Annotated in this window: 16 protein-coding genes; 11 read left to right on the top strand and 5 right to left on the bottom strand. The window is 37.0% G+C overall.

Annotated features, from left to right (window positions below):
* Window positions 1-274 precede the first annotated feature (274 nt).
* Together Q0V26_RS07630 and Q0V26_RS07625 are read left to right on the top strand one after the other, a co-directional pair.
* Entirely contained in the window at window positions 275-430 is a 156-nt protein-coding gene (locus Q0V26_RS07630; protein ID WP_297480315.1) for a hypothetical protein, read from the top strand.
* A 10-nt stretch (window positions 431-440) separates the two neighbouring features.
* Window positions 441-782 (top strand): hypothetical protein, encoded by a 342-nt coding sequence (locus Q0V26_RS07625; protein WP_297480168.1) that lies wholly within the window; start codon window positions 441-443, stop codon window positions 780-782.
* Window positions 783-834: 52 nt separating this feature from the next.
* Here Q0V26_RS07625 and Q0V26_RS07620 read toward each other — a convergent pair whose 3' ends face one another.
* The 3 genes from Q0V26_RS07620 to Q0V26_RS07610 all read right to left on the bottom strand — a co-directional run bounded on the left by Q0V26_RS07620 (window position 835) and on the right by Q0V26_RS07610 (window position 3,951).
* Window positions 835-1,518, bottom strand: a complete 684-nt coding sequence (locus tag Q0V26_RS07620) for a hypothetical protein (RefSeq protein WP_297480165.1) — start codon at window positions 1,516-1,518, stop codon at window positions 835-837.
* Window positions 1,518-3,551: a patatin-like phospholipase family protein gene (locus tag Q0V26_RS07615; protein ID WP_297480163.1), complete on the bottom strand. Its 2,034-nt coding sequence runs from the start codon at window positions 3,549-3,551 to the stop codon at window positions 1,518-1,520. The genes Q0V26_RS07620 and Q0V26_RS07615 overlap by 1 nt, the downstream gene beginning before the upstream one ends.
* Window positions 3,552-3,741: 190 nt before the next feature.
* Complete coding sequence (locus tag Q0V26_RS07610; RefSeq protein ID WP_297480158.1) at window positions 3,742-3,951, bottom strand: hypothetical protein; 210 nt, start codon at window positions 3,949-3,951, stop codon at window positions 3,742-3,744.
* A 175-nt stretch (window positions 3,952-4,126) separates the two neighbouring features.
* Between Q0V26_RS07610 and Q0V26_RS07605 the strand changes: the two genes are divergently transcribed.
* Entirely contained in the window at window positions 4,127-6,007 is a 1,881-nt protein-coding gene (locus tag Q0V26_RS07605; protein WP_297480155.1) for a patatin-like phospholipase family protein, read from the top strand.
* 5 nt (window positions 6,008-6,012) lie between these two features.
* Window positions 6,013-6,195: a hypothetical protein gene (locus tag Q0V26_RS07600; RefSeq protein WP_297480152.1), complete on the top strand. Its 183-nt coding sequence runs from the start codon at window positions 6,013-6,015 to the stop codon at window positions 6,193-6,195.
* 334 nt (window positions 6,196-6,529) lie between these two features.
* On the opposite strand, the gene Q0V26_RS07595 is transcribed toward Q0V26_RS07600, so the two are convergent.
* Window positions 6,530-7,000 (bottom strand): tyrosine-type recombinase/integrase, encoded by a 471-nt coding sequence (locus tag Q0V26_RS07595; RefSeq protein ID WP_297480149.1) that lies wholly within the window; start codon window positions 6,998-7,000, stop codon window positions 6,530-6,532.
* 461 nt (window positions 7,001-7,461) lie between these two features.
* On the opposite strand from Q0V26_RS07595, the gene sbcB reads away from it, so the two are divergent.
* From sbcB to purT, 7 genes are all read left to right on the top strand, one after another.
* A complete protein-coding gene (sbcB, locus tag Q0V26_RS07590) occupies window positions 7,462-8,883 on the top strand; it encodes an exodeoxyribonuclease I (RefSeq protein ID WP_297480146.1) in 1,422 nt (473 codons plus the stop codon).
* 165 nt (window positions 8,884-9,048) lie between these two features.
* Complete coding sequence (locus tag Q0V26_RS07585; RefSeq protein ID WP_297480144.1) at window positions 9,049-9,570, top strand: hypothetical protein; 522 nt, start codon at window positions 9,049-9,051, stop codon at window positions 9,568-9,570.
* A gap of 121 nt (window positions 9,571-9,691) precedes the next feature.
* Window positions 9,692-10,036: a CidA/LrgA family protein gene (locus tag Q0V26_RS07580; RefSeq protein ID WP_080157533.1), complete on the top strand. Its 345-nt coding sequence runs from the start codon at window positions 9,692-9,694 to the stop codon at window positions 10,034-10,036.
* On the top strand, window positions 10,033-10,719 hold the full coding sequence (locus tag Q0V26_RS07575) for a CidB/LrgB family autolysis modulator (RefSeq protein ID WP_080157535.1): 687 nt from the start codon (window positions 10,033-10,035) through the stop codon (window positions 10,717-10,719). The genes Q0V26_RS07580 and Q0V26_RS07575 overlap by 4 nt, the downstream gene beginning before the upstream one ends.
* A gap of 215 nt (window positions 10,720-10,934) precedes the next feature.
* Window positions 10,935-11,822, top strand: a complete 888-nt coding sequence (cdd, locus tag Q0V26_RS07570; RefSeq protein ID WP_297480140.1) for a cytidine deaminase — start codon at window positions 10,935-10,937, stop codon at window positions 11,820-11,822.
* Window positions 11,823-11,954: 132 nt separating this feature from the next.
* Complete coding sequence (locus Q0V26_RS07565; protein ID WP_080157539.1) at window positions 11,955-12,830, top strand: DMT family transporter; 876 nt, start codon at window positions 11,955-11,957, stop codon at window positions 12,828-12,830.
* Window positions 12,831-12,993: 163 nt separating this feature from the next.
* Window positions 12,994-14,169 (top strand): formate-dependent phosphoribosylglycinamide formyltransferase, encoded by a 1,176-nt coding sequence (gene purT / locus Q0V26_RS07560; RefSeq protein ID WP_297480135.1) that lies wholly within the window; start codon window positions 12,994-12,996, stop codon window positions 14,167-14,169.
* Window positions 14,170-14,246: 77 nt separating this feature from the next.
* Here the strand turns inward: purT and Q0V26_RS07555 are convergent, their stop codons facing one another.
* Entirely contained in the window at window positions 14,247-14,885 is a 639-nt protein-coding gene (locus tag Q0V26_RS07555; protein ID WP_080157543.1) for a thiopurine S-methyltransferase, read from the bottom strand.
* Window positions 14,886-15,037 lie beyond the last annotated feature (152 nt).

Below are 15,037 nucleotides of genomic sequence, written 5' to 3'. Positions count from 1 at the left end.
CATATTAGCCATAATTTTCTTTCGTAATTTAGCTATATCTGGCTAATTGTTAGAATTTAGCCGTTTATGGCTAAACGGATGATGGCAAGTAAATTATATTTAAGATAAGCGTTACGCATCACGCTCAGCCCTTCACCACCGAAAATGGACTTAATCACCAACCTCGGTGGTGGCTAAGAAGGCCAGAAAATTTTTATTTCCCGAGAGTCTGACTCGTTTGCGGTTTCTGAGCGCCCAGAAGAACCTAACCAATTAAAAATAAAGAGTTATTTATTTGAGCTCATTAGATACTTGCCAACATTGTGGTGAGTCATTACCGGAAGGATGTGCAAAATTAAAGACGGGAGGCTTATTTAAAGGTGATGCCCGTTGCTGGCACACCATGAATCGGGTTCGTCTTTCTAATTTTGTTAGTACAACATGCCAATAAGGAATCAAACATGTTCGATTACAACAGCTACCCTACTGTAAATATTTCTTATGCCACAGAAAACAACTTAAACGTGACACCGTCACACTACAAAAGTAAACAACAAAGCAACTACCGATATTCACCGCCACCAGCAAAAACTTATGCTGAACTTAATGAGCAATCAACGCATCTTTTAATTAGTCACGTTGAAGTATTAGAAATGTTTCAAATCACAAGTCGAGCAACAATTTATAAGTGGCGACAAACACGTGGCTTCCCTGAACCAATTACACTCATGCCCTTACGTTGGTTACGTTCTGCAGTTGAAGAATGGAAAGATAATACCAGTCGGTTTGGAAAGCGGTTTTAGAAACAAAGCGATCTTGGTGAGAGATCGCTTTGGTTTAAATTTTTAAAATAATCTAAGATAGATTTATTTTACTTTCCATTAAATACGGATATTTACCATATTTTTTTGATATTCTTAATGAAGCTGAGCGTTCAATTATTTGATGAGCAGCCCAAGCTTTATCTGAGATAGGGTGAAGAAGAATAAACTTAGAAAGTAGATTAATTAAATCATTTTCAGTTATCAAATCAAATCCAATAAAGTGAAAAGACTTTCCACTATTAAGTATTAATCCATCTAAGTTAAACATTTCAATAACATTATGAACAATGTCTAAATTACTTTTATTTGATGGTATTTTAAAGTCTAACATTGGAATATGCATTACAGTTCCATCTTTAAGTACTACTTTAGAATTTAATGCTACATTACCATCAATATCAGTTTTGATATAATCAAAAAAATCATCACGCTTAATATTAATATATTTATTATTCTCATTATGAAAAATTGAATGATTAAGCATTCTTTTACTAACAGTCTGCCCTTCTTTCATTAATATAAATAATGATTCCCAAAAACTCATATCATATTTATTTTTATATTTTATACAATTTTTTACAGCTTCAAATTCATCTACAGTTAATTCTTCATTTATTTCTTGAAATTTATTGGAAAAAGAAAAATCAAAAACCCTCAATATGTTTATATTAGGATTTTTTTTACAAATAAAATTTAAATAACTTAAATTGTTCATTAAATCTCCTCCTCTAAAAAATCACTCGGATTTCTTATTGTTTCTTCAACACGTCTAAAATTGCGATAACTCCAGTTTTCATATCGGGTTGATCCCTCTTTATTTATAGTAGTTATAATACAATCTGAAGTAGGATAGCATCCGATAGATGGTAAGTTAATTGATACCTTATTAGCTACAACCGCACTAAAATATCCATTTAACTCTAACTCTCTATACGCATAATTTAAACGACTATTCCCTTTTATTACAATATAATCATTTCCATGCTTTTCTACAATAATAGGTGTAATTAAAAACTGTAAACCATCAGAAAAAGTTATTACTGAGTAATCAAATAATGAAATTCCGTTTTTATTTAATATTTCATATAGCTTATCTATTTGGTTGTACTTATATGATTTAACATATTTTGTCATTAACTTAACATTAGAAAGATTAAGTTTTATTTCTTTAATTGAAACATTTTTTCCTTTGTATTGCTGTACATTCTTTAGCTTTCTTATATGCTGTTTACTTGAACATTTTTCAATAGTAAAGTTCTTTAAATTAGATATGATAAGGTCATGATTTTTTTTATCTTTATCTGTCAAATTTAACATTTTTATTAATGATGATATGATATGTAAGTTATATTTACCATCATATATTGCACCATGTCCTATATTAAATTCTAAGTCGTCTTTATCATAAAGGAATATCGCCTTATCATTATATTTGTAATCACCCTCAAATATAAATGCATCAAAAGGAATAGATTCTCTCTCAATTAAATGAATACCAAATCTTTCAATTAGTTTTCTTCGATATTTTTCATGCAAAACACTATCATGATCAGTTGTAATATTTTTAATATACCTAGTTATAAATGTTATTCTGATCTTTTTTTCAACCAACCAACTCAATATTGTAGGAAATAATCCATATATATGTTTTGTATCATTAAAACACATATATATATGATTATGACAATCTACATCCTCCATAACAACCGAATTCAAAATATAATCTTTGGTTAATTTTGGTGTTGATATATCTTCTTTTTCACTTATTTTAGTTGTTTCATCGTTAAAAAATTCTGCTGCAGCTCTTTTACCTATAGAAATAGTATCTTGAATTAACTCAGGAGTAAGAATTTCAAATCCTGTTGTTGTAACTGGTAAATCATTAATTTTAATATTATATGTATTATATTGAAGCGTTTCTTGTATTTGAATTGCACCATCAACAACAGAGCCTGCAATACTTTCTAAATAAGTTTTTATACATTTAATTTCTTCTGGTTTACTACTCAAAGTAAAGCATAATATTTTTTCAAAATGCCCTACTCCATTATTTAAAGAAAATGAAGGTAAGTTACTCACTAACCCCCCATCAACAAACTCCATATTAACAGGCTGAAAATATAAAGGTATACTACAAGAGCAGCGAACAGCATACGCGACTGAAACATCTGGAGTATTTTCATTCCAAATCTTTTGCTTCTTTTTAATAAGATCAGTCGCAATCACATGAAGAGGTATTTTTAAATCTTTAAAAGTAACTGTTTTATTTTCAATATTTAAAAGAGTTTTTAATTCATCATTTAACCACAGATCTAGTTCTTCAGATGAAAACAGACCAATATTATCTACAAAGTTTAGAATATTAGATATTATCTTATTTTTTTTAAAAAGCCTTCCTGCTATTTTTCGAGAATATTTATATTCATTAAATCCATATTTGTTTGATAAATTCTTATCTATAGGGTGATTAAATCTATTAAAGTCAATATCCTTTATTAAATTTTCCATATACTGAGGCGTTGCACCAGCAGCTATCAATGCAGCAAATATTGATCCAGCAGATGTCCCCGCTACTTCAGAAAAATTGACACCGCGAGATTTAGCTTCTCCATAAGCCCCAACAAACGCAAGAGCTTTACATCCACCACCTTGAAAAACTCCAAGACAATTTTTAAAATTAACGGTTTTATCAATTTGTGATAATACTATAGTGTCGCTTATAATATTGGTCTCAATTATAGCATTCATCTTTTAACCACTTGTAATATTTAATTAAAACCAATTTTATACCAAATAAATTACATATCCAATCAATGATAAATCTATTTTATATTGCTATCCAGCTTCTCAGCATACAACTCATACCCTTCTAACTGACTTGTTTTCCTGGCAATGAAAAACCCGCATAAAGCAAAGTGTCTAAATTCCAACAGATGTATTATGTTGTTTTAGCATTTTTTGATATATTCTTTTTCGATGGGTTCCTTGATAAGGGAGTAAAACACTTAGGACAAAATATCGAACCATGCATGTATTGCTCATAATCTTCAGGTGCAATTTCAGAAGAACCTATTTTTAAAAGTTTTTCATCGACTCCATATACCCACCTAGGATTATAAATCGCATAAGTAATACTATAATTACCCATCGTATCAGCCCCATAAACTAAAGTTTTAATAGCTTACCACTAATAAAAATCCTTTTAATAATAAATAGTTATTATTGAGACTGAAATTACACACAACAGTGTATTAAATTGAACTTGTACTAAAACCATCTCCCTTTGCAACACATCCCATATCAATGTATGATGCAGCGAATTATTGTATATTACTAAGAAGTTAATATTAAAAATGTTTTGTAATGCTGTTTTTGAAGGGGGTGGCGCTAAGGGTATCGCTCATATTGGTGCTTTTAAGGCTATAGAACAATATAACTTACGAGTAGATAAATTAGCAGGCACATCAGCAGGATCTATCATAGCGACTATGATAGCGTTAGGATACAGTGCAGATGACTTGTATAATCCAAAAACTAAAAAAGGTAAACTTCCACATAATTTAAAAACGATAATTTTCAGCTCACTAAAAGATTATATTACGTTATTTTTAAAGATAGCTACCATCTTTATTTTACCTTATTCTGCTTTGGTATATTTTGTATCTTTTGAAATCCTACTGTATATAGTACTTACTTTTTCAATTTCTATAATAGCTTTTAATCTTAGCAAAAAGGTTTCGTTATCTTATCTTAGAAAATTTCTCAGAGCAGCTTTTGCTTCCATAACAATAGTATCTTTCTTGATAATTATCATACCAACGATTATACCGGCAACATTTGTTATGTGGGGTTTTGGGCTGTTATCTACAAAATCTATTGAAAAATGGCTTGAGACGATAATCCAAGACTCCCCTCTTTTAACATCTGCGCCTGCATCTATTAAGGCCAAAGATCTAACGTTTGATCAATTGTTTAAGATAAGTAACCTTCACTTAAAACTAATTTCATCTGATATTAGCACTCGTGAAATTACAATTTTTTCCCATGAAAACGAATTAACTAAGAACGTTAAAGTAATAGATGGAATTTTAGCAAGTATTTCCATACCATTATTTTTTAAATGTAAAAAAATTGAAATAAATGGAAATATTTATCAATTCGTTGATGGTGGGATGCTGAGTAATTTTCCAGCTTGGAGCTATAGAAAGCACCTACTTCTAGATGACCTGAAGCATACAATCGGTGTCAAATTATCTCCATCACTCCGGATTAGAAAAGATGTTGACAATCCTATAACATATTTCAAAAATTTAGCAATTACAGCACTGTGGGGAGCCAGTTCTATAGAGAATATCAGTGTTAAAGGACTGGATCTGATAAAGATTGATACAGGTCCAGTAAAAACCCTCTCATTTTCACTTAAGGAAAATGATGTATTTGAACTTTACAATAATGCCTACAATCAAACTCGAGATTCGTTAATTGACAACTATGCTCTTTTCCCAAAACGAAGCGCACGAAACTGGTTACAGGATATTAGCCACTCATTCATTACAGCTTATTCAAAAGTATTAACACAATTTATTCAATATGGGGGGGGAATAATTGGCAATCTTGAAAACTCTAGAGCTTGCTTGATTGCGTCAGTAGACCATAATCTGAATACAAGCAAGATCGTTTACCATTACAATATGGACAACGATCTAGATCGTTATCTTGAGTTTGATAGTTTAGAAGGAGCGTCAGGTATTTGTCTCAATACAGGGATACCAATGATTTACCTACCTGACTTCAATAAAAGTTATGTTCCAAGTGGCACCCATTTAACCCGCCATATGAAAGATTCTCTATCAATGAGTACTAATCGAAATGCTCTTGTAAAGAAAGGATTGAAAGTTATCATAACAATTCCTATCTTTAGTATAAGAGAGCTAAATGAGAAAGGGGTTATTCACGGCAGCACTAATAAATTGGATGAGCATTTAATAAATTTTTCTGAAATTACAAAGCACAATATAAAACCTAAAGCAGTACTGGCCATTGATTTTGACGATTACTTTTTATACGATGATAGTAGGGATGTGATTAATGCACTTTACGAGCATAACTTCAATGCTTCTATACTATCTTTGTACTGCTACATCGCTTCTACAGCAATTAGTGAATTTTCAGCAGAGATAGGCACAAAGCAAAATAGGGAGTAACTAGTATGACATGTATAGAAATGCAACACACAGAGAAACCTAAAATGGCTCCTAGGAAAAAAAATAAGAAGTTCAAAAACTTAAAGATTGGTTTAGATCATATCATTGATCTCGTTCAGTCTGAAGTAGACGAGAACCCAGAAATTATTCACATTTCAAACAAGCAAAAAAATCCAAATGACAAATAATTGAATGTGTTTAAATTTCCCCGATAAACAAGCGAACCAATTGGATCGCTTGTTTATTTCTATGAACAGGGCTATTAATTTAAACAATTCTTTTGACAGACAAAAAGTTCGCGTGAAGTAAATACAATTTCGCATGATAAGCATAGTTTTCCTCCTTTATCTCTCCGCACAATAGCTTAGAATATAGTTAAGTTTTAGGTGGAGTTTCCGCTAAAGGGAACAGATTGTAAAATCTACTGGCACAGCCTTCAAAGATTCGATTCCACGATCCGGTACAAATATTAAAACTGACAATATTTGACTCAAAGAAGCTACATTTAACAGATACCACGCCTCAAGTGAAAGCACAAAAGTAACTATCCAACTTCTCAGCATACAGCTCATACCCTTCTAACTGGTCTTTTAACCAATCATGTTTGTTATAAACAGCTAATACCCCACCTAGCTCATGGCCAAGCATCTTTTCAACCACATGTGGCATTACACCTAGTTCTGATGCACCAGTAGATAACGAACGTCTAAAATCATGAGTTCGCCAATCTTCAATGGGTAAACCATCTCTTATACGGCGGATATAACGGTTAGCTGCTGAAATGGTTATCGGCTTATCAAGATCACCACCAGGGAACAACACATCATCATAAGTTGCCATTACCCGCTCTAATATCGCCCTTGCTTTAGTGGGAATTGGGCGTCTTATTGGCGTATTGGTTTTACTGAGCTCTTTCGGTACCGTCCATATACCTGCTTCCATATCAAAATGGCTACGACGAGCAAGGCGCAGTTCTGAAAGACACTGCCCCACAACATGGTTAGTTGATGCAACGCTTTATTAGATGAGCTAGCGCGGCTACGTTCGATAGCCAACCAAATCATGCTGAGTTCTGAAAACGTTGGTACTCGGGTTCCTACTTCTGGTGCTTTACCTACGTGTTGTCTCTTAATGCGGTCTAAGTCCGTTTTTTCAATAATGAATTTACTTTTACGGCAATAACGATACCACTACTAATAATCCCTACAACACGCGGATAGTAGATTCCCTATCGCCCTCGCGGGCATTCACTGTAGGGAATGACGGGGAGTTGGGCATTCACTGTAGAGAATGACGAGGGGGACGCTTTATTTTCCCTAAAAACTTGCCTCTATTAGGTCAGTTACGGGATACTTAGCTTTATAACGTATTGCTTTAAGAAAATATTAAGTTGATATGCAGCGTGTCATGGATTGCAGTAACTTGATATTGAGCCAACGGCTTTTGGGAAAACTATGAAAAAAACCAACGAACCAAGCTTATACTGGATTGATTACGAAACCTTTGGTGCCAGTCCAGCAAATGATCGCCCTTGCCAGTTTGCAGGGGTGCGTACCGATATGGAGATGAACATCATCGGTGAGCCTTTGGTGATCTATTGTAAGCCACCAGCCGATTACCTACCTTCACCTGAAGCCTGTTTGATTACAGGTATTACACCACAAGAGGCAATGGAGAAGGGTTTATCAGAGCCTGAGTTTATTGCGCAAATTCATGCTGAGCTATCAAAGCCAAATACCTGTGTCATTGGTTATAACAACGTGCGCTTTGATGATGAAGTGACCCGTTATACGTTATACCGTAACTTTTATGATCCTTATGGCTGGGCGTGGCAAAACGGTAACTCTCGTTGGGATTTACTCGATATCATGCGTACTTGTTATGCATTGCGTCCTGATGGCATTAACTGGCCAACAGATGATGAAGGTCGTCCGAGCTTTAAGCTTGAGAAGCTCTCTATCGCCAATGGCATTGAACACGCGAATGCCCATGATGCCATGGCTGATGTGTACGCCACGATTGAGCTGGCGAAGATTTTAAAGCACAACCAACCTAAACTGTTTGATTACCTGTTTGAGTTGCGTCATAAGCGTAAATTACAAGATCTGATTGATATTGTTGATCTAACCCCGATTGTGCATGTATCGGGTATGTTTGGCACTGAATGTGGCAATACCAGTTGGATCGTGCCGATGGCGTGGCATCCTGATAACAAAAATGCGGTGATCTGCGTTAACCTAGCCCAAGATCCGACCCCATTGATTGAGATGAATGCCGATCAACTGCGTGAGCGTTTATACACTAAGCGTATCGATCTTGGCCCAGATGAACTCCCCGTCCCGATTAAAGAAGTGCATTTAAACAAGTGTCCTGTGCTCGCCCCTGCCAAAACATTAAAAGCAGAAGATGCAGCGCGACTCGGTATTGATCGTGAGTTATGCCTTAAAAATTTGGCGTTATTAAAGCAGCACCCTGAAATACGGGCTAAATTGCTGGAAATGTTCAGTGTTAAACGTGAATACGCCAATAGTGATAACGTTGATACCATGCTTTACGATGGTTTCTTCTCCACCGCTGATCGCTCAACGATGGATATTATTCGTGAAACAGAGGTTGAGTCACTGGCTACATTGGAAATCAATGTTGAAGATGAGCGTATTAAACCGCTGTTGTTCCGCTATCGTGCGCGTAACTACCCATTAACACTCACCTATCAAGAACAACAACGTTGGAAGCATCATTGCCAAGATTTCTTTGAAGAGAACATGACCAAATACATGGAGAACTTTGAAGCAGCAGCGCTCGATTGTCAGTCAAATGAGCACAAAATGAAGATCATGAAATCACTATATGACTATATTAGTAAATTGATGTAATTCATGGTGTTACATATTTAAAAATACAATAAGCTCATCACAGGAATCTTGTGATGGGCTTTTTTATTATTAATGAGATCTGTTATTTGATGATTATCGTAATTCCGTCAACACTTAATGCTATCGAGTGAGGTTGTGTTCGAAGGGCTTACAAGTAGGTGGATAATGACAACGAAAACGGCAATAAAATGCTATCGCTTTGAAGGTATTGATTTTATTCCTGAAGATAGGCTACTTCGATGGCATGATAATCAACAAACTTTGTTAACTAATGACGAATCCCGTTTTTTAGCCTCTCTTTGCCATCTTGCGGGAGAAGTTGTCAGTATTGAGTCGGTCTATCGTTATACCTTCACCTACCCCAATGCATACGAGGATAGCGGAGATCATCATTATGATCTCAATATTCTATTATTATCACTGTCTAAAAAATTACTTCGCAATGGCAAAATGGCGATACCTATCTATATTATCCCTAGTTATGGCTTTCGCGTGTCATTACCCAATACCGCAGCAGTGCGTAATGAAACACCTGCATTAAAAAAAGCACCGTCATGGTCAAACATTACAAAAAAGCACACAATAAAACCGTTCCCTTTGGGAATAAAGACTAATTACGCAACTATTTGCACCTTAATAATCATTACATTTACACTACTGCTTGGTGGGTACATTTTGACAATATAGCAACATTAATGCTTGTTTTATCAACAGAAACCAATATAGTTCATTAACCGCCATTAATTAGTGTGACAATTATCATGTTTATTTGTATGATGATTGGAAATATTTAAGAGTCATACCACCCATGAATTATATACGCTCATTTGCTATCGTCATGATCTGTTTCTTTTTAGGACAAGGCATTCAGCACTGGTCTGGATTACCGGTTCCTGGCAGTATCATCGGCTTATTTATTCTTTTTATTGCTCTTGTCACTGGCATTTGTCGTGCAGAGTGGGTTGAAAGTACCTGTAATTTATTAATTAAACACATGGCATTGTTATTTGTACCTGTTGGTGTTGGTTTAATGAATTATTTAGGTGTCATTGAAAATAACGCAGCGATCATTTTTGCAAGTACCCTTGGCAGCACCGTTATTGTGTTAATTGTTATTGGCCTAGCGGTACACCATAAGGAGAAACAGTCATGATTTGGTTGGTGGCAACCTTAGTCTGCTTTTATGTTGCACGTTATTTAGCAATGAAAATTAAAAATCCTTTTTTCAACCCTCTTTTAATCACGCTTATTGTTATGATTTTGGCCTTAAAATGGTTGGAAGTGCCTTATCAGACCTATTTTGCACAAAATGAAGTGATTAACTATTTATTGGGTCCTGCGGTTGTTGCATTAGCTTTCCCGCTATATCAACAAATTGGGCTTATTCGCAGTAAGTGGAAAACCATTTTAACCTCTTGTTTTGTCGGTAGCGTGTTATCAATGACCTTTGGTACTGCGATTGCTTTTTCAATGGGTGCGGATGCTCAACTTGCAGCAAGTATTTTACCTAAATCTATCACTACCCCTCTTGCAATGGCGGCTTCTCAGCAAATTGGAGGGATTCCTGCGATTACCTCTGCAATGGTGATTATTGTCGGGTTATTTGGCGCGGTATTAGGTTACCCAATCATGAAATTATTCCGCGTGAAACATCCACTAGCAAAAGGCTTGTCAATTGGTACGGTGTCACATGCATTAGGTACAGCAAAAGCCGTAGAAGAAAACTATCAAGAAGGTGCATTTAGTTCTTTAGCTTTGGTTATTTGCGGCATTATGACCACCTTATTAGCCCCACTGATGTTTCCTCTACTATTACGTATTTTTGGACATGCTTGATCAGCAATAGCACGATTGAGCACAAAGCATACAAAACGGTCAATTTTTACTAAGTCATTGAAATGTTGTATGCTTTGTTACAGAAACAAGTGTGACGCCACTCTCAGTAATGTAATAGGTGTAATGGCAAAACCAACAGTGTGATCAAGATCACTTCTAACTCATTGTGATTCACATAGAATGTTTTGCCATAAACAATGAAGGAGTAACACCCAATGTACGCACGTGTTATAAAAGCATTAAGCTTATTACCTGCTGAATTGGCGTCAGCTTTAAAGCCTATTATCGAAGATTCAAATTTCGACTCAACGATCAGTCCTGAGCAATTCGAATGTTTATTATCAACAACGCACATGACTGATACTGAACTTCGCTTGGCCCTCCTTCCTCTTGCTGCTTCCTATGCTGTAGTCCCTATTTCTAATTTCTATGTTGGTGCAATTGTACGTGGCACATCTGGCCGCTTATATTTTGGTGCTAATATGGAATTTGAAAACGCAAGCATGGCTTGTACTATTCATGCTGAACAATCTGCCATTAGCCATGCATGGATCAAGGGCGAAGTGGGCATTAAAGATGTCACTATTAACTACAGTCCTTGTGGTCACTGCCGTCAGTTTATGAATGAATTAACATCAGCGAACGACATGATGATTCAACTGCCACAACGCGAACCCATGACACTGCAACAATACTTACCTGATTCATTCGGCCCGCTAGATTTAGGGGTTAAAGATGGTCTATTAAGTGATTTAAATAATGGCATTTGCATTAAAGAAGGTTCAGAGCTTGCGATCAGTGCATGTAATGCCGCTAACCGTTCACATGCACCTTACTCAAAAAACTTCAGTGGTGTGGCATTAAAAGCACATGATGGCCGTGTTTTTGAAGGCATGTATGCAGAAAATGCAGCCTTCAACCCAAGCTTACCTCCACTGCAAGTTGCATTAATTAATATGAATATGTCTAACTATTCATTGTCTGAGATTGCAGAAGCGGCACTGGTAGAAAGTGCTGAAAGTAAAATTAGTCAATTAGCACGTACACAAGCATTATTAGAAGCACTTAATCCTGATATTCAACTAACATATGTTGCTTATTAAGTCGGCAATTGATTTGAATATTCTAAAAAGACCGCCTCACTGGCGGTTTTTTATTATCTAAACTTGATCAATGTTGGCTATCAAACATCAAAAGCGTATTATCTCGCCACCTATTATTAGAAGCCAATGACAATGTCTCAAACACACAATCCTTTGAAAGGAGCAGCATGGATGCTCACGGCTGGGCTCGCGTTTGCTATCGTAAACAGCTTAGCTCAATACCTTAGTATCAAAATGCATGTTCCTTCCACGTCTGTTGCGTTGATCCAATACTTTATTGCATTAATCGCTATGTTTCCTTGGCTACGTACATTAGGTATTCGTCAATCGCTTAAAACCAACCACTTTTGGTTACACTGCTTACGGGTGTTTTTTGCGGTTATCGGTATCCAGTTATGGCTATGGGCATTAGCCTACCCTGTGCCTATTTGGCAAGGTATTGCGCTACTAATGATTTCCCCACTATTTGCAACAATCGGTTCAGGGCTCATTCTAAAAGAAACTGTCGGTAAAGCGCGTTGGTTGGCAACATTAGGCGGTTTTGTTGGTGCGATGATTATTCTTGAGCCATGGTCTGAAGATTTTAACATCGCGACATTATTGCCTGTAGGTGCGGCTTTTTTCTGGGCGGCTTATTCATTGATGGTGAAGAAGCAATCTAGCCATGAATCACCAACCACGATTGTGATGTACCTGCTCATTCTAATGACACCGTTCAATCTTATTTTAGCTGCGCCTGACTTTACGATGCCAACAGTGAGTTTTAGCTGGTGGTTATTAATTATTGCGGGCTTATTAACAGGCTTAGCACAATGGGCAATCGCTAAAGCCTATGCCGTAGCTGATGCTTCTTTTGTACAACCTTTTGATCACGCAAAATTACCTTTAAACGTATTAGGTGGATGGTTAGTCTTTGGTTGGACACCACCAGGGCGATTATGGCTTGGCGCTGGAATTATTATTCTTTCAGTTGCTTTTATTACCCATTGGGAAAATCGCAAAAAATAATCATTTAAAACCGCTTATGATAAGCGGTTTTTTTTCGCTTTCCGTTCTTCAATTATGAGATTCCTATCAAACACCCACCAAAAGCAAACGATTGCGCAAACATCAAAATAAGGTATGATTAACGGCAGATTTCACCTTTAATGACAAATCGTAAGGAATTTCAATGTTTGGTACCGCTACTTGTTCTGATGCAACCCGTGTATTACTGCTTGGCTCTGGTGAGTTAGGCAAAGAAGTTGCTATTGAGTGTCAGCGTCTTGGTCTTGAAGTGATTGCTGTTGATCGTTATGAGAATGCACCAGCAATGCAGGTAGCCCACCGTAGCCATGTGATTGATATGTTAGATGGTGACGCACTTAAAGGTATTATTGCCCTTGAAAAGCCCCATTTTGTTGTACCTGAAATTGAAGCAATTGCGACAGATACTTTAGTTGAACTTGAAAGCCAAGGTATCAATATCGTCCCCACCGCTAACGCGACTAAACTGACCATGAACCGTGAAGGTATTCGTCGTCTTGCTGCTGAAACCTTAGCCATTCCAACCTCGCCTTATGAATTTTCTGATCAATATGCCGACTTTGAAGCCTCTGTACATCGCATTGGCATGCCGTGTGTTGTAAAGCCGATCATGAGTTCATCAGGCAAAGGTCAAAGCGTGATTAAAACTGCCGCCGATATTGAATCAGCATGGCAATATGCACAAGAAGGTGGGCGTGCAGGCGCGGGTCGTGTAATTGTTGAAGGCTTTGTCGATTTTGATTATGAAATCACACTTCTCACAGTACGCGCGGTTGATGGAGTCCATTTCTGTGCGCCAATTGGTCATCGTCAAGAGGATGGCGACTACCGCGAGTCGTGGCAACCACAGCAAATGTCAAAGGCAGCCTTAACAGCGGCTGAGGATGTTGCTCAGAAGGTTGTGAATGAATTAGGCGGTTATGGCCTATTTGGCGTGGAATTATTCGTTAAAGGCGATACAGTGCTGTTTAGCGAAGTATCCCCTCGCCCACATGATACTGGAATGGTAACCCTGATCTCTCAAGAGTTATCTGAATTTGCATTGCATGTCCGTGCCTTTTTAGGCATGCCAATTACCACGATTACACAGTATGGCGCATCAGCTTCTGCGGTTATTCTTGCTGAAGGTATTTCTACCAATATTCGATTTGATAATTTAACCGCTGCGTTATCTCGCCCACAAACGCAAATAAGACTGTTTGGCAAACCTGAAATCAATGGTCGCCGCCGTCTTGGAGTTGCGCTTACACGCCGTGATAACATTGATACAGCTATCACTGATGCCATTGCTACAGCAGCAGACGTTAACATCATTCTGTAGCCTTAGCGGCGCAATTAAAGACAATAAAGGCGTCACATAGACGCCTTTGTTTTTCCAACTACGCTATTACTCGTTTATTAAACGTCAATTAGCCATACTTCTTCAGCAAAACGCTCAACACCACGCTGACGACGAGGATGGGTGGCATCCGCTTCATCACGCTCTAAGTGGGTTATTTTACAACCACTGAATAACGCTTCTATTTCAGTTCTAGGCACTGAGAATGGAGGCCCATCCATTTGTGGTTGTGGATAATCTAAGGTTACTAATAAAATACGCCCACCAGGTTTAACCAACTGCAATAAACGCTCAACATAACGTTCACGCATTGATTGTGGCATCGCAACTAATGCCGCGCGATCATACACCACATCAACCGGTGCAACAGGAACGGTAAAATAGTCCCCTTGATAGATTGTGATCTCATCAAATGAATACACGTGCTCACAGCCGATCCCAGTGACTAATGGCGTGTAAAGATTCTCAGCAAAAAAAGCTTTTACAGCAATATCACTCAGTTCAATCCCAACCACATCGTTATGACGCGCCGCAAGCCAAACTAAGTCTTCTGATTTGCCACACATTGGTACTAACACGCGATCATCACGTTGAGCATTCACCTGTGACCAGTATTTTATTAATAATGGATTAACGTCGGTTAAGTGAAAACCAATTCGATCTTCAGCCCAACGGCTATGCCAAAATTCAGCGTCCATGTATTACCTTCTTTCTTTATATATTTTTTATTTGGCATTAGTTGACCATAAGTCGCTATTGAGACTCAAGGGTTAAGTGTAGATGAAGTAGGAAAAACAGGAAGTGCAGGAAGTGCAGGAAGTGCAGGAAGTGCAGGAAGTGCAGGAAGTGC

This window comes from uncultured Photobacterium sp. (assembly GCF_947039875.1).
GTDB lineage: Bacteria > Pseudomonadota > Gammaproteobacteria > Enterobacterales > Vibrionaceae > Photobacterium.
The sequence above is the reverse complement of the archived record's forward strand: the minus strand, read 5'-3'. Positions and strand labels throughout refer to the sequence as shown.